Raw genomic sequence first — 14,353 nt, forward strand, 5'->3', positions numbered from 1 at the left:
GAGGGCGAAATGAGACTGATTGTAGGAATGACCGGGGCGACCGGCGCACCGCTTGGTGTGTCGCTATTGCTGGCGCTGCGGGAAATGCCGGGGGTAGAAACCCATCTGGTGCTGTCAAAGTGGGCCAAAACCACTATTGAACTGGAGACGCCGTACAGCGTCCGTGATGTGTCGGCGTTGGCCGATTATTGCCACAACCCGGCGGACCAGTCGGCGACCATATCCTCAGGATCGTTTCGTACTGACGGCATGATCATTATCCCCTGCAGTATGAAAACGCTGGCCGGTATTCGAGCAGGCTACGCGGAAGGACTGGTGGGGCGCGCTGCTGATGTGGTGCTGAAAGAAGGGCGCAAGCTGGTTCTGGTTCCGCGTGAAATGCCGCTCAGCACTATTCATCTGGAAAACATGCTCGCACTTTCCCGCATGGGCGTGGCGATGGTCCCGCCGATGCCCGCGTTTTACAACCACCCGCAAACGGTCGATGACATCACTCAGCATATCGTTGCGCGTGTGCTCGATCAGTTTGGTCTGGAGCATCCAAACGCCCGTCGCTGGCAGGGTTTACGGCAGGCGCAGAATTTTTCACAGGAGAATGAATAATGGCATTTGATGATTTGCGCAGCTTTTTACAAGCGCTGGACGACCAGGGACAATTGCTGAAAATCAGTGAAGAAGTCAACGCTGAGCCGGATCTGGCTGCGGCGGCTAACGCGACCGGACGTATTGGTGATGGTGCGCCTGCGCTGTGGTTTGACAATATTCGCGGTTTTACCGATGCCCGCGTGGCGATGAATACCATCGGCTCATGGCAGAATCATGCCATTTCATTAGGCCTGCCGCCCAATACGCCGGTGAAAAAACAAATTGATGAGTTTATTCGCCGTTGGGATAAATTTCCGGTTACGCCGGAGCGTCGTGCCAACCCGGCGTGGGCTGAAAACTGTGTTGATGGTGAGGAGATCAACCTGTTTGATATTCTGCCGCTGTTTCGTCTGAACGATGGTGACGGCGGTTTCTATCTTGATAAAGCCTGCGTGGTGTCGCGCGATCCGCTGGATCCGGACAACTTCGGCAAACAGAACGTCGGCATTTATCGTATGGAAGTGAAGGGCAAACGCAAGCTTGGCCTGCAGCCGGTGCCGATGCATGATATCGCGCTGCATCTGCATAAAGCTGAAGAGCGCGGTGAAGATCTGCCGATTGCCATCACGCTGGGTAACGATCCTATCATCACCCTGATGGGGGCCACGCCGCTGAAGTACGATCAGTCGGAATACGAAATGGCGGGAGCGCTGCGTGAAAGCCCGTACCCGATCGCTACCGCACCGCTTACCGGCTTTGACGTACCTTGGGGTTCGGAAGTGATCCTCGAAGGGGTCATTGAAAGCCGTAAGCGTGAAATCGAAGGGCCGTTTGGCGAGTTTACCGGGCACTATTCCGGTGGACGTAATATGACGGTCGTACGTATCGATAAAGTCTCTTATCGCACCAAACCGATTTTTGAATCGCTATATCTGGGGATGCCGTGGACGGAGATTGACTACCTGATGGGGCCGGCAACCTGCGTACCGCTGTATCAACAGCTGAAAGCCGAGTTCCCGGAAGTGCAGGCGGTGAATGCCATGTACACCCACGGTTTGCTGGCGATTATCTCCACCAAAAAACGCTACGGCGGCTTTGCCCGCGCGGTGGGGCTGCGCGCAATGACGACGCCGCATGGCCTGGGGTACGTGAAAATGGTGATTATGGTTGATGAGGATGTTGACCCGTTCAACCTGCCGCAGGTGATGTGGGCGCTGTCTTCGAAGGTCAATCCGGCGGGCGATCTGGTGCAACTGCCGAATATGTCGGTGCTGGAGCTTGATCCGGGTTCCAGTCCGGCGGGGATTACCGACAAGTTAATTATTGATGCTACCACGCCGGTCGCGCCGGATAACCGTGGGCACTACAGCCAGCCGGTATGTGATTTACCGGAAACGAAAGCCTGGGCAGAAAAACTGACCGCCATGCTGGCCAACCGTAAATAAGGAGTAGCAGATGATTTGTCCACGTTGTGCCGATGAACATATTGAAGTGATGGCAAACTCGCCGGTAAAAGGTGTCTGGACGGTATATCAGTGCCAGCATTGTCTGTACACCTGGCGTAATACCGAACCGCTACGTCGTACCAGTTGCGAGCACTACCCGGAGGCGTTTCGTATGACGCAAAAAGATATGGATGACGCACCGATGGTGCCGAGTATCCCACCGCTGCTGGCGGAAGGTAAGCGCTAATACTGAAGGCCCGGGATTCCGGGTCTTTTTTGCGAGCAGACTCGTAACGTATTGATAAATTGATTTGTTACAGCGGCATCGGGAATAGAATAGCTGCGGGTGCTTGAGGCTTTCTGGGCTTTGAGCATTTGTAAGGTCCCGGAAAGACAAAAGCCCCAGGAGATAGTTCTATCAACCTGAGGCTAGCGTACAAACCTAGACCATTTGGATGTTAGTCTCTTCTTTGCAGGGAGGCAAGACATGCTGACAAAATATGCCCTTGTGGCAATTGTAGTGCTGTGTTTCACGGTGCTGGGATTCACGTTAATGGTACGAGATTCGTTGTGCGAGTTAAGTATTAAAGAACGTGGTATGGAGTTTAAAGCTGTTCTCGCTTACGAACCGAAGAAGTAGCAACAACGCGGGGGAAACCCCGCGTTTTGATGGTCCGGTTTCGTCCTCTTGCACCCATTCTCGCGTTGCCGTAGGCCCGATAAGCAAAGCGCCATCGGGCATTACAACGTTACTACACCAGACTTTTCAACCGGTAGATCCACTCCAGCGCCTGGCGAGGCGTTAGTGAATCCGGGTCGAGGTTTTCCAGCGCTTCAACGGCGGGCGAGGTTTCTTCAGGCACTGAAAGCAGCGACATCTGTGTTCCATCGACCTGGGTCGCAGCAACGTTTGGCGCAATGCTTTCCAGTTCGCGCAGTTTTTGCCGCGCGCGTTTAATAACCTCTTTCGGCACGCCAGCCAGGGCTGCTACTGCCAGACCATAGCTCTTGCTCGCTGCACTATCCTGTACGCTGTGCATGAAGGCGATGGTATCGCCGTGCTCTAATGCATCCAGATGCACATTCGCGACGCCCTCCATTTTTTCCGGTAACTGAGTCAGTTCGAAGTAGTGGGTGGCAAACAACGTTAATGCTTTGATTTTATTGGCCAGATTTTCCGCGCACGCCCATGCCAGCGACAGGCCGTCGTAGGTGGAGGTGCCGCGTCCAATCTCATCCATCAGTACCAGGCTGTTCTCGGTGGCGTTATGCAGAATGTTGGCGGTTTCGGTCATTTCTACCATAAAGGTAGAACGACCGGATGCCAGATCATCCGCCGCGCCCACGCGGGTAAAGATCCGATCGATCGGGCCTATTTCTACTTTCTGCGCCGGAACGTAGCTGCCGATGTAGGCCAACAGCGCAATCAACGCGGTCTGGCGCATATAGGTACTTTTACCCCCCATATTCGGACCGGTGATGATCAGCATCCGTCGCTGAGGCGAGAGGTTAAGCGGGTTGGCGATAAACGGCTCGGTTAGCACCTGTTCAACCACCGGATGACGTCCCTCAGTAATACGAATGCCGGGTTTATCGGTGAAGGTCGGGCAGGTGTAATTCAGGGTATAAGCGCGTTCTGCAAGGTTGACCAGTACGTCCAGCTCCGCCAGCGCGCTGGCGCTCTGTTGCAAATCAGCCAGGTGCGGCAACAGCATGTCGAACAACTCATCGTACAGCTGTTTTTCCAGCGCCAGTGCTTTGCCTTTTGACGTCAGAACTTTATCTTCGTACTCTTTCAGTTCCGGAATAATGTAGCGTTCAGCGTTTTTCAGCGTCTGGCGACGCACATAGTTAATCGGCGCCAGATGGCTCTGACCGCGACTGATCTGAATGTAGTAGCCATGAACGGCGTTAAACCCAACCTTCAGCGTATCCAGACCGGTGCGCTCGCGCTCACGGATTTCCAGTCTGTCCAGATAGTCAGTTGCGCCATCAGCCAGCGCTCGCCACTCGTCCAGTTCTTCGTTATAGCCCGGGGCGATGACGCCACCGTCGCGAACCAGCACTGGCGGAGCTTCCACAACGGCACGTTCCAGCAGTTCACGCAGCTCTGCAAACTCACCCATTTTCTCGCGCAGCATCTGCACGGGGGCACTGTCTACACTTTCCAGTTGCGCGCGCAGTTCCGGTAATTGCTGGAAGGCATGACGCATACGGGCCAGATCCCGCGGACGCGCAGTACGCAGGGCCAAACGCGCCAGGATACGTTCCAGATCGCCGACCTGACGCAGCACGGGTTGCAATTCACTGGTGGAATCCTGTAGCGCGCCGATAGTCTGTTGACGCTCGGTAAGGACTTTGGTGTCACGGACCGGCATATGCAGCCAGCGCTTGAGCATACGGCTGCCCATCGGCGTCACGGTGCAGTCGAGTACTGAAGCCAGTGTGTTTTCAACACCGCCCGCCAGGTTCTGGGTAATTTCCAGATTGCGGCGCGTGGCGGCATCCATAATGATGCTGTCCTGTTGACGTTCCATGGTGATAGAACGAATATGCGGCAGCGAGGTGCGCTGGGTATCTTTTACGTATTGCAGCAGACAGCCAGCAGCACATAATCCGCGCGGGGCGTTTTCCACGCCAAAACCAATCAGATCCCGCGTGCCAAACTGCAAGTTTAGCTGCTGGCGAGCAGTATCGATTTCAAATTCCCATAGTGGGCGACGACGTAATCCGCGACGCCCCTCAATCAGTGAGGTTTCAGCGAAATCTTCGGCATACAGCAGTTCAGCGGGATTGGTGCGCTGCAATTCTGCGGCCATGGTCTCGCGGTCGGCCGGTTCGCTGACGCGAAAACGCCCGGAGCTGATATCCAGCGTGGCATAGCCGTAACCTTTACTGTCTTGCCAGATAGCGGCCAGCAGGTTGTCCTGGCGTTCTTGCAACAGCGCTTCATCACTGATGGTGCCAGGCGTGACGATACGCACCACTTTGCGCTCAACCGGACCTTTGCTGGTTGCCGGATCGCCGATTTGCTCACAAATAGCGACAGATTCCCCCTGATTGACCAGCTTGGCGAGGTAGTTTTCTACCGCATGGTGAGGAATACCCGCCATCGGGATAGGCTCGCCTGCTGATGCGCCGCGTTTGGTCAGGGAGATATCAAGCAGCTGAGACGCGCGTTTCGCATCGTCATAAAACAGTTCGTAAAAGTCGCCCATGCGGTAAAACAACAGTATCTCCGGATGCTGGGCTTTCAGCTTGAGATACTGCTGCATCATTGGGGTATGGTTCGTGAAGTCCGTATCAAGTGACTCTTTCATATCGCTTTTGCTCTTTTTTTAATCTTTTGGGGTACCTGGGCAGTCTCACGTGAGCCCCTGGAAACTCACATAAACCCACAAATTTGTCATTCGAAAGCCGCCTGAAGGGCAGTAACGACGAGCGTTGGCTCGGCCTGAATGGTCTATCTTATCACCGACAACGGCTGAGATTCATCCGTAGGTTTTGCCGCCAGAACGCTTATTGATTATTCATTTTCCGGCAAAGCATAATTCTGGCAATACAGATAGGGGATCCCCTCTTTGGTAATCAGGTATGTCTCGCTGTTCAGCGCAAAAAAATCGACGTTGGATACGCTGGTGTTTGTCAGGAAAAAGTCGGGGAGGAGTTCCTGAATAAGGCTGGCGGGAGCCGTTTCGCGATTGGAAATTTGGATTTTCTGTGAAATCCAAACCGGGCTTGAGCCGTAGCTGGATTGTGTAAAAAGTACCATGCGTTGCACGGTCTGCTCATTATTTTCGGCATCTTTGATAATACCATCAATATTAACAATACCTTTACTGCCCCCGGTTTTGATATCAATAATCCCTCGGAACGAGCTTGTATTGCGTACAATTTCGATGGCTGAGCGGCAGGTAAGATCTTGTAACTCGCCATTGTTCTTACTGTACCGATAAATGACAGTAAGAATTAGCGTAGCAAAACAAAGCAGCAGGATAATACCTGTCTGGATGCGGGAGGTTCGGGGATATAAATTCATTAGCTATCATACCGTGGGTAATATACCGGCTGACAGGCGTTTTCCTGCCTGGCTTTTATCGGTGAGCGACACACCAGCGCGGACAGTTTCTTAGACTCAGGATAGGTTGTGATATAAATAAATTTATGGCTCTGACACAATCCTGGGTTTTTGTCGATAAACGCGGTATGCCGGGAAAAGTTACTGGCATCGCTATTGAAATAATACTGACAGTCTGTTGGTGTTTTGCTCGCGGCGATATAGCCGGAGAAATAATCATCGCTGGCTTGCCACGGATATAATATAAGCACACAAATTATCAGGGTAAGTGCCAACATTATCGTTTCTGCTGTCGTTATCAAAGGTTGACGCGGCGTGTCAGCCAAAAGTTCCTCAATGGTGGCATCTGGCGCTAAGGATTCTTCAGCAGAAGCAGAGTTATTCTCCGGTGTATCAATGACCTGAATATCAAACTCTTCTTGAATGATCAGCCCTTTGCGGGGAATCGTTGTGATCAGCGGTTGTTGAAGCTCCAGCTGCAGCAAGCTTTTACGCAACGAGAGAATACTTTGATAAAAGGCGTTGAAACTTACCTGGCGGTGATTTTTACCCCAACCGAATTCCAGCAATTCGTTTTGAGAAACCACTTGCCCGCGATGTTGAATAAGTAATAAAAGACATAACGACGCTGAGTGTTTGAGTTTTATCCGCTGATTGGGGTGATCTACCCGCGCCAGACATTGTGCGGCTGGCGTAAATATTATTCTATTTTCAATCAGATAACTGACATTGCCAGTCTCAGACATATTGTCTCTACTCTTGATGATGCGTCAGATGATTGGTTAGTCATGATACCACTGAGCCTATAAAGACCACCAGCATGGACCTAATCCCACAGTGAGAACCGAGAAGTGTTGCAATTTAGTATCATGATATAACAAGAATGATAACTTTTTAATGAAAATAAAATTCATTGAAATCAATTGATTGTATCTTTTTTGCCACTATAAAAAGAACAGAAAGATGAAAAAATGTCGACAAAGATGATTGCTATTAATTCTTTATGGACAGCGCCATATACTGCCTGACACCACCACGCGAAAACAGCATGAACCTTAACGCGTCAACGGCACCAGGGAATGCCGGTGGTAGATGTAGATGCGAATAAATGTCAGCTTGTTTGCGGGCTGACATTTATTTTTAGTGCTGAGTAAATTTAACCATCTTTTTGACAAAGCCATAATTTGCGGTAGAGAGTCCCATGTTCCAGAAAGAAATTGAAAATGCTGTAGTGCTCGTTGGCGATGAAATGAAGAAGTCGGATAATGCCTGGCTGTCGTTACGTAAAAAACGTCAGCGTATTGATTTGAAGACCGATGGACATATCTTGTTTCTGGAGAAAGGGACTGTCTCTGTTTATCGTGTGGAAAACGATTTAGTCACGGTGAGTATTTCTGCACCTGCCATTCTCGGCCTGCCACAAATGCGTACGGAAGTGGCCGGCCACTATTTACGTTGTGATACTGATTGTGAAATGTGGGCGATGAGCGTACAAAATGCCGATCTCCTGTTTACAGCAAAAAACTTATGGAAGCAGGCGTTTGATATCTTAACGCATCATCTTCAACGTTATTTCCAGCGTGAGGCGTTGCAGTCGCACCGCACTATACGTGAGCAGATTATTGAACACGTAAAATATATCTGGGCGATGGATCCTGGGGTACGTGAGAAAACGTCCGTGTATACATTTATTCTCGCTCGAAATCATATCTCACGCAGTGCTATCCATAAAGTACTGCAGGAGTTAGTAAATGACGGAAAAATAATTATGAATCGAGGAAAACTCTCTTTGTTTATCTATTAAAGTTAACATTGATATCGTCTGAAGTGTTTACTGCACTCTACACGAAATGTCCATTTTTATCTATAAATTAGTATTTATTTATTAATTTGATATGAATATGATATTTCTTCCAATAATAACAAAAGTTATATCGCCAATGATCAACGGCAGGCCGGAAAGTCTCGAGTCACAGCATAGCCGATGGTTTGGCAACCCTACTGCCGATACAACGGATATTCGCGCTGCACTGCTGCACGCGTTGGATCACAACACCTTTGTCCTGCTGGCCCAGCCTATCGTCAGTACTCGTGGTGAAGAGCCTTATCATGCGCTACCATACGCTGAGTTGTTTTTCCATTAACCTGGCGCCAGTGACGTTATGCTGTTCAGGTTTGGTTACAAGATCGCGGAGTTGTTGCGGGAATATATGGTGATACCGCAACGGATTATTTTTGAGATAACCGAGGCTGATACCCTGTCAGATAAAGAGCAAACGGTAGAAGCGCTACGCTCACTACGTCAGTTGGGATACCGGATCGCGATAGATGACTTTGGGGCTGGGTTTGCAAGCTATGAACGTCTGATGAGCATTGAAGCAGATATTTTGAAGATCGATGGGTCTTTCGTTCGTGGGATTACAAAATGTAGGATTAGTCACTATATCATCGAATCTTTCTGCCAGGTTGCGGCAATGAAAGATATGCAGGTTGTCGCCGAATTTGTTGAAAATGCTGAAATCCAGATGTGCCTGGAGCAGATGAATATCGGGTGGTTACAGGGATACCATATTGGCAAGCCAAAACCCTTGCTCACGTTAGAGCAATCTAGCCTCCTGCGGAGGCTATTTAATATCAAAATCATTAGCTGACATATTATGAATCATTATTTATACATCATGCAGGCGTTGCCGTTCTAAACGGCGATCGCGCAGGGTGGAATAAATAAAGGTCATCACAAACAGCAGTGAAAATAGTACGACGATGGTGGGGGCCGGTGCACTGTCGATGAAAAAAGACAGGTACACGCCCATAAACGAGGTAACGACCGACATAATCACCGCCAGCCACAAGGCGTGAGAAAATTTTCGCGTCATTAAGATCGCGATGGCGCCGGGTGCAATCAGTAAGGAGATCGACAAAATAATCCCGACTGATTTTAGCGTGGCGACAATCGTCAGGGCGATCATGCACAGCAGGCCGTAATGTAGCAGTGCAGTGTTAAGCCCACTGGCCTTGGCCTGATGCGGATCGAACGCATGCAGCAGCAGATCTTTCCACTTAAGCCCAATGATAAGCGCGATCCCCAAAGCGATCGCCATTGTTTGCATGATATCGGTCAGTGATATACCGAGCATATCGCCGAACAGAATATGATCCAGATGCACTTCCGACTGAATGGAAACATACAGCACCAGTCCCGCACCGAACATCCCGGAGAAAACAATGCCCATGATGGTGTCGCGCTTAATGCGGCTGTTATCGTCGAGGTATCCGGTTGCTATCGCGCAGAACAATCCAGCGACAAATGCGCCAATTGCCAGCGGGATGCCTGCGATATAAGCCAGAACGATCCCTGGAAAAACCGCATGGCTCATGGCATCGCCCATCAGCGCCCAGCCTTTGAGAACTAAAAATACCGACAGCAGCGCGCAGGGCACGGCGACAATGGTGGAGATAACCAGCGCATTGACCATAAAGCTAAACTGAAAGGGTTCTAATAGCGTTGTTAAGATCATACTGACTCCTTGTTCACCAGTCGGGCGCGTCGGCGATTCGCCAGCAGACCATGTTTTGGTGCGAAGACAAATGCCAGTAGGAACAGCAATGTTTGCAGAACGACGATAATTCCGCCGGTTGCGCCGTCCAGCCAGTAGCTCAGCCAGGCGCCGAAAAAGCTGGTCAGGCTGCCGATAGCTACGGCGATGGTGAGCAGGCGTGGAAAACGATCGGTCAGCAGCCAGGCCGTCGCTCCGGGCGTAACCACCAGGCAAATCACCAGAAATGCACCGACGGTTTGCAGTGCGGCGACTGTGGAAACGGAGAGCAGCGTAAAAAACAACAGCTTCAACCGGCCCGGATTCAAACCGATAGAGCGCGCGTGGTTTTCATCAAAAAAGACCACCATCAGATCTTTCCACTTCAAAAACAGGATAGTCAGTGAGATAACCCCGATGATGGCCAGTTGTAGAATATCTTCCGGTGCAATCGCCAGCACGTTGCCGAGAATAATGGTCTGAATGTTCACTGACATCGGATTGAGCGACACCATAAACAGCCCGATACCGAAAAAAGACGAAAAAATCAGTCCGATAATCGCATCTTCCTTCAGGCGCGAACGCTGATTAAGAAACAGCATGCTGCCCGCCGCCAGGCCGCCGGAAAGGAATGCGCCCAGTGCGAAGGGAAGCCCTAACATATAAGCGCCTGCCACGCCCGGAACAATAGAGTGCGACAGCGCATCGCCGATCAGCGACCAGCCTTTGAGCATCAAATAGCAGGAGAGAAACGCGCACAGGCCGCCGACCATCGCTGAGACCCACATGGCGTTGAGCATATATTGGTAACCAAACGGCTCTGTCAGCCAGTTCATGATTATTCCCCCTCGCTTGCCGCACGTCGCGAAATAAACGGGCGTTCATCGTCGGTAATCACGTGTTGTTCGCCGCCGCTCAGCGCAACGTGACGCAGTACGCCGCTGAATGCCAGCTCGAGATTCTCGGGGGTAAAGGTGGTATCGGTTGGTCCACTTGCCAGCACCGTGCCCTTAATCATCACCGTGTAATCACAAAACTCGGTGACGGATCCCAGATTATGGGTAGAGACCAGCATGGTTCGACCCTCATCACGCAGCTCACACAGCAGGTCGATGATCCGGGCCTCGGTTTTTACATCCACGCCGGTGAAGGGTTCATCCAGTAAAATAACCTGTCCGTCCTGTGCAATGGCGCGTGCCAGAAAGACGCGTTTTTTCTGCCCACCGGACAGTTCACCTATCTGACGATGGCGATAGTCCAGCATATCAACCCGCGCCAGTGCCGCATCCACGCAGGCGTGGTCGATTTGTTTTGGTCGACGCAGCCAGCCCATATGGCCAAAGCGTCCCATCATCACCACATCTTCCACCAGTACCGGAAACGACCAGTCCACCTCTTCTGACTGAGGGACATAGGCGATCAGATTCTGTTTGAGCGCCTTATTTACCGGCAGTTGCAGAATTGAGATTTCCCCTTGCGCCAGGCGGACAAAACCCATCAGCGCTTTAAAAAGCGTTGATTTTCCCGACCCGTTTACGCCGACCAGAGCGGCAATTGAGCCGCCCGGAACCTGAAAAGTGGCATCCCGCAATGCGGTATGACCGTTGCGATACGTCACCGTAACCTGATTCACGGTAATCGCAGATTGACTCATTTTTGGCTCCTTAACCCGTCGTTGATGCCGCTGACGATGGTTTCTGTCGTTACGCGCAGTAAATCCAGATACGTCGGTACCGGACCGTCGGCAGCACTGAGTGAATCGACATACAGCACACCGCCATAATGTGCGCCAGACTCGCGGGCGACTTGACGTGCAGGCTTGTCGGAAACGGTACTTTCGCTAAATACAGTGGGGATTTGATGCTCTTTGATCGCGTCGATCACTTTGCGTACCTGTTTGGGCGTGCCTTGCTGATCGGCATTGATCGGCCACAGATACAGCTCTTTCAGGCCGTTATCACGTGCCAGGTAGGAGAATGCGCCTTCGCTGGTGACCAGCCAGCGTTTATCGGCGGGGAGTTTTACCAGTTCAGCATGCAGCGGCGCCAGGGTCTGCTGGATTTTCGCTTTATAATTCTGTGCATTTTTCTGGTAAGTGGCGGCATTGTCTGGATCGTATTTCATCAGCGCATCGCGAATGTTATCCACGTAGATGAGTGCGTTCTCCGCTGACATCCAGGCATGCGGGTTCGGTTTGCCGTTGTACGGCCCTTCGCTGATACCCATTGGCTGGACGCCGTTTGAGACCATCACTTCTGGTACGCCGGACAAATTTTGGTAGAAGCGGGCAAACCATAGTTCGAGGTTAAGACCGTTGGAGAGAATAAGCTGTGCGCCTTGCGCTCGTTTAATATCACCTGGGGTTGGTTGATATTCGTGAATTTCTGCGCCAGGTTTGGTGATGGAACTGACCTCTGCTGCATCTCCCGCCACATTGCTCGCCATATCGGCAATCACCGTAAAGGTGGTTACTACCTTAAATTTTTCTTTCGCCCAGGCGGGCGACAGCGTCAGCGCTGTTAACGCACTGGCAAGGAGAAATGACTTGAGATGGGGCAGATGCGGCATAGTATCCCTCACAACAAAATGGTTAATTTATCATCAAATATAGCCTTTGCTATGTTATATAGCACATGGCATAAATAAATGAAAATAATTCTTATTTGCGTGGGGCGCTAAGGAATGGATGAGGATAATGCGTTTACGCCGACACGATTGTCGGCGTGTGGGGGAAGACTAACCCGATGATTATGGCTTCTGGAACTCAGTGACGGTTTCCCAGGCCACTTGCTGCAAGGCTTTGGCGTCGCCAGGGCTCATGTCTGTATCAATAGGAAGCGCACCGCCGACCGGAGACTGGTTATACAGAGTAGCGAAAAATACACAGGCGGCGAGATACGTTCCAGAAATCGAAGGGTGTACACCATCTTGATAATACAGGTTAATTTCTGGGTGCGTTTTACGTGCTTTCTCGAAAGCCAGGCCTACCGGAGCCACATATCCCCCCGTTTTTTGCGCAATCGAGAGATAAGCATCTGCCAGTTTTTGGCTATCTTCGGGTTTGTCTTTTTTCGGCCAGGTCATGAAATAGACGACTTTTGCACCGGCTTTATGCGCCATTTCGGCCATTTGGGTTGCAGAGTCCACGAAGTTTTGCCGGGTACTTTCTTTCTTTGAAATCGTTTCTGTTGAGTTTCCCTGCAGGACGACGACATCCCATTTCTGTAGCGTGTTCTGATAGCGCATATTCTCAATTTGCCAGCCTAAATGACCGCTGGAAATCGTGATCCCCCGATATTTATAGCCTTTGGCGTGATCAGGCAGTAAGGACTGCGTCAAATCCCGCAGGCGGGTATTAATATTATTGTTATAGAAAGTGAAAGAGTTACCATAAAGCGCGACAATTTTATTCTCACCATCCATTTTCGCATGTGCGGAAGGCGCTAATAACGTATCTGCGTGAACACAGATACTACTTAATGCGAAAGTCGTCGCTGCGGCAAGTAATGTTATTTTTTTCATTTTTTATCTCTTAGAAATCATAACGGAGCCCAACGATAAGCGCATCATCATTGGTCTTTTTGTTCTTACTTGCGAACTCTTTATCGTAAGTAAATGATAACCACGTGTCTTTAGCCAATGTTAATTGCGCTTCAGCACGCCAGTCTTCTTTTTCAGCAATATCTTTACCATCTTCATTTAAAAAGCTATATCCGGTAAGAACCTTGACGGTGCCAAAGTTGTAGGAAATGAGCGAATCCATCCCTTTGTAATTATTATCGCTTTTGTTATCGCGAGAGATAGACGTACGTAATGCGGTTACTGCGACTTCATAGGCTTTATAACTGAGTTGTAATCCTCCCATGATTTGATCGTTTTGATTACGTCCATCGGTGGTCACTACGCCGTCCTGTCGTTTATAACGGCTGGCCGCTATCGCAGGTGTAATCCTAAAGTCGCCAAATTTGAAAGACTTGCGATAGCTGGCCATCGCGCCGTAATCCAGAGCTTCGTTATCACTGTTGCCGTTACCGGAGACCCATGCCAGCTGAATCTCATTGCCGGCAAATTTAGCGTTCCACTGAACGGTGCCGTCCTGTCGGTTGAACTGGTACGAATCATCAATGGTTGTAATGCCATAGCTGTAGATATTAGGGGTGAAATTTTTGTATTTATCGGTCATTTTCATTACCTGATACAACGGGTTTTTGGTTCTCCCGGTGATCAGTTCACCCCATGTTTTATTTGACAGGCCGACATAGGAATATCGGGCCTCCATATCGCTTTCACCGGTATTGTTATCATTTTTTTCGGTACGCACCTGCCATTCCAGGCGCCCCACGATTTTGGTCTCTGGCAGAATATCCAAATCTCGCGTGAGATAAATACCTATACGTCCACCCAAATCGCTTCGGCTTTCACTGCCAGCAAATGAATTCTGACCACTCGCGATTTTACCCTCAACGCGGCCATAGATGTCCAGCGTATTTCCATCTTTATTATACACATTTAAGGCGAACGCCGAGGAACTCATACCCATTAGTAATATTAGTGAATAATTTTTTAGCTTCATATCATCCCTCAAACCAGCATTGATTTCCTGACCATAAATAAAGTTTACAGCGGGATAATTGTTCGTGAAAAAGGAATGGTAGTGATATGGGAATCATTTTTTCTCGTGATAAAATGTGATTATTCACGCATAAATA

The 14,353-nt window shown here is 50.1% G+C and carries 16 protein-coding genes; 7 read left to right on the forward strand and 9 right to left on the reverse strand.

Annotation, left to right across the window (positions count from 1 at the left end; genetic code table 11):
• The first annotated feature begins 9 nt into the window (after window positions 1–9).
• The 4 genes from OGX66_RS15870 to OGX66_RS15885 all read left to right on the forward strand — a co-directional run bounded on the left by OGX66_RS15870 (window position 10) and on the right by OGX66_RS15885 (window position 2,670).
• Window positions 10–603 carry a non-oxidative hydroxyarylic acid decarboxylases subunit B gene (locus OGX66_RS15870; RefSeq protein ID WP_003034196.1) on the forward strand — a complete coding sequence of 198 codons (594 nt, stop codon included), beginning with the start codon at window positions 10–12 and terminating at the stop codon, window positions 601–603.
• Window positions 603–2,030, forward strand: coding sequence for a non-oxidative hydroxyarylic acid decarboxylases subunit C (locus OGX66_RS15875; RefSeq protein ID WP_003846554.1), 1,428 nt, complete (start codon window positions 603–605; stop codon window positions 2,028–2,030). The genes OGX66_RS15870 and OGX66_RS15875 overlap by 1 nt, the downstream gene beginning before the upstream one ends.
• 10 nt (window positions 2,031–2,040) lie before the next feature.
• Window positions 2,041–2,277, forward strand: coding sequence for a non-oxidative hydroxyarylic acid decarboxylases subunit D (locus OGX66_RS15880; RefSeq protein ID WP_286511787.1), 237 nt, complete (start codon window positions 2,041–2,043; stop codon window positions 2,275–2,277).
• Between the two features lie 240 nt (window positions 2,278–2,517).
• Complete coding sequence (locus OGX66_RS15885) at window positions 2,518–2,670, forward strand: Hok/Gef family protein (RefSeq protein ID WP_003846557.1); 153 nt, start codon at window positions 2,518–2,520, stop codon at window positions 2,668–2,670.
• A 112-nt stretch (window positions 2,671–2,782) separates the two neighbouring features.
• Here OGX66_RS15885 and mutS read toward each other — a convergent pair whose 3' ends face one another.
• From mutS to OGX66_RS15900, 3 genes are all read right to left on the reverse strand, one after another.
• On the reverse strand, window positions 2,783–5,350 hold the full coding sequence (mutS, locus tag OGX66_RS15890; RefSeq protein WP_286511789.1) for a DNA mismatch repair protein MutS: 2,568 nt from the start codon (window positions 5,348–5,350) through the stop codon (window positions 2,783–2,785).
• A 206-nt stretch (window positions 5,351–5,556) separates the two neighbouring features.
• Window positions 5,557–6,069 (reverse strand): YqeJ family protein, encoded by a 513-nt coding sequence (locus OGX66_RS15895; RefSeq protein ID WP_003846560.1) that lies wholly within the window; start codon window positions 6,067–6,069, stop codon window positions 5,557–5,559.
• Complete coding sequence (locus tag OGX66_RS15900; protein WP_003846562.1) at window positions 6,069–6,854, reverse strand: winged helix-turn-helix domain-containing protein; 786 nt, start codon at window positions 6,852–6,854, stop codon at window positions 6,069–6,071. Before OGX66_RS15900 ends, OGX66_RS15895 begins: the two co-directional genes overlap by 1 nt.
• A 455-nt stretch (window positions 6,855–7,309) precedes the next feature.
• Between OGX66_RS15900 and OGX66_RS15905 the strand changes: the two genes are divergently transcribed.
• The 3 genes from OGX66_RS15905 (at window position 7,310) to OGX66_RS15915 (ending at window position 8,759) form a co-directional block, all read left to right on the forward strand.
• Entirely contained in the window at window positions 7,310–7,912 is a 603-nt protein-coding gene (locus OGX66_RS15905; RefSeq protein ID WP_003846564.1) for a helix-turn-helix domain-containing protein, read from the forward strand.
• 136 nt (window positions 7,913–8,048) lie between these two features.
• A complete protein-coding gene (locus tag OGX66_RS15910) occupies window positions 8,049–8,252 on the forward strand; it encodes a hypothetical protein (protein WP_225990933.1) in 204 nt (67 codons plus the stop codon).
• A gap of 18 nt (window positions 8,253–8,270) precedes the next feature.
• Window positions 8,271–8,759 (forward strand): EAL domain-containing protein, encoded by a 489-nt coding sequence (locus tag OGX66_RS15915; protein ID WP_225990934.1) that lies wholly within the window; start codon window positions 8,271–8,273, stop codon window positions 8,757–8,759.
• An 18-nt stretch (window positions 8,760–8,777) separates the two neighbouring features.
• Here OGX66_RS15915 and sitD read toward each other — a convergent pair whose 3' ends face one another.
• The 6 genes from sitD to OGX66_RS15945 form a co-directional block, all read right to left on the reverse strand.
• Window positions 8,778–9,626, reverse strand: a complete 849-nt coding sequence (gene sitD / locus OGX66_RS15920; protein ID WP_003846568.1) for an iron/manganese ABC transporter permease subunit SitD — start codon at window positions 9,624–9,626, stop codon at window positions 8,778–8,780.
• Complete coding sequence (gene sitC / locus OGX66_RS15925) at window positions 9,623–10,480, reverse strand: iron/manganese ABC transporter permease subunit SitC (protein ID WP_008785642.1); 858 nt, start codon at window positions 10,478–10,480, stop codon at window positions 9,623–9,625. Before sitC ends, sitD begins: the two co-directional genes overlap by 4 nt.
• 2 nt (window positions 10,481–10,482) lie before the next feature.
• Complete coding sequence (sitB, locus tag OGX66_RS15930; RefSeq protein WP_049003391.1) at window positions 10,483–11,298, reverse strand: iron/manganese ABC transporter ATP-binding protein SitB; 816 nt, start codon at window positions 11,296–11,298, stop codon at window positions 10,483–10,485.
• Window positions 11,295–12,212, reverse strand: coding sequence for a metal ABC transporter substrate-binding protein (locus tag OGX66_RS15935; RefSeq protein WP_049003390.1), 918 nt, complete (start codon window positions 12,210–12,212; stop codon window positions 11,295–11,297). The genes sitB and OGX66_RS15935 overlap by 4 nt, the downstream gene beginning before the upstream one ends.
• A gap of 180 nt (window positions 12,213–12,392) precedes the next feature.
• Window positions 12,393–13,166 (reverse strand): SGNH/GDSL hydrolase family protein, encoded by a 774-nt coding sequence (locus OGX66_RS15940; RefSeq protein WP_003840292.1) that lies wholly within the window; start codon window positions 13,164–13,166, stop codon window positions 12,393–12,395.
• A 10-nt stretch (window positions 13,167–13,176) separates the two neighbouring features.
• Entirely contained in the window at window positions 13,177–14,217 is a 1,041-nt protein-coding gene (locus tag OGX66_RS15945; protein ID WP_016150891.1) for a porin, read from the reverse strand.
• Between the last annotated feature and the right edge of the window lie 136 nt (window positions 14,218–14,353).

Source organism: Citrobacter sp. Cf072, from assembly GCF_030334485.1.
GTDB classification, from domain to species: domain Bacteria; phylum Pseudomonadota; class Gammaproteobacteria; order Enterobacterales; family Enterobacteriaceae; genus Citrobacter; species Citrobacter freundii.

Excerpts from the sequence above, each read along its gene's own strand:
- OGX66_RS15870 (WP_003034196.1), top strand. The coding sequence starts at position 10 with ATGAGACTGATTGTAGGAATGACCGGGGCGACCGGCGCACCGCTTGGT.
- OGX66_RS15875 (WP_003846554.1), top strand. The coding sequence starts at position 603 with ATGGCATTTGATGATTTGCGCAGCTTTTTACAAGCGCTGGACGACCAG.
- OGX66_RS15880 (WP_286511787.1), top strand. The coding sequence starts at position 2,041 with ATGATTTGTCCACGTTGTGCCGATGAACATATTGAAGTGATGGCAAAC.
- OGX66_RS15885 (WP_003846557.1), top strand. The coding sequence starts at position 2,518 with ATGCTGACAAAATATGCCCTTGTGGCAATTGTAGTGCTGTGTTTCACG.
- mutS (WP_286511789.1), bottom strand. The coding sequence starts at position 5,350 with ATGAAAGAGTCACTTGATACGGACTTCACGAACCATACCCCAATGATG.
- OGX66_RS15895 (WP_003846560.1), bottom strand. The coding sequence starts at position 6,069 with ATGAATTTATATCCCCGAACCTCCCGCATCCAGACAGGTATTATCCTG.
- OGX66_RS15900 (WP_003846562.1), bottom strand. The coding sequence starts at position 6,854 with ATGTCTGAGACTGGCAATGTCAGTTATCTGATTGAAAATAGAATAATA.
- OGX66_RS15905 (WP_003846564.1), top strand. The coding sequence starts at position 7,310 with ATGTTCCAGAAAGAAATTGAAAATGCTGTAGTGCTCGTTGGCGATGAA.
- OGX66_RS15910 (WP_225990933.1), top strand. The coding sequence starts at position 8,049 with ATGATCAACGGCAGGCCGGAAAGTCTCGAGTCACAGCATAGCCGATGG.
- OGX66_RS15915 (WP_225990934.1), top strand. The coding sequence starts at position 8,271 with ATGCTGTTCAGGTTTGGTTACAAGATCGCGGAGTTGTTGCGGGAATAT.
- sitD (WP_003846568.1), bottom strand. The coding sequence starts at position 9,626 with ATGATCTTAACAACGCTATTAGAACCCTTTCAGTTTAGCTTTATGGTC.
- sitC (WP_008785642.1), bottom strand. The coding sequence starts at position 10,480 with ATGAACTGGCTGACAGAGCCGTTTGGTTACCAATATATGCTCAACGCC.
- sitB (WP_049003391.1), bottom strand. The coding sequence starts at position 11,298 with ATGAGTCAATCTGCGATTACCGTGAATCAGGTTACGGTGACGTATCGC.
- OGX66_RS15935 (WP_049003390.1), bottom strand. The coding sequence starts at position 12,212 with ATGCCGCATCTGCCCCATCTCAAGTCATTTCTCCTTGCCAGTGCGTTA.
- OGX66_RS15940 (WP_003840292.1), bottom strand. The coding sequence starts at position 13,166 with ATGAAAAAAATAACATTACTTGCCGCAGCGACGACTTTCGCATTAAGT.
- OGX66_RS15945 (WP_016150891.1), bottom strand. The coding sequence starts at position 14,217 with ATGAAGCTAAAAAATTATTCACTAATATTACTAATGGGTATGAGTTCC.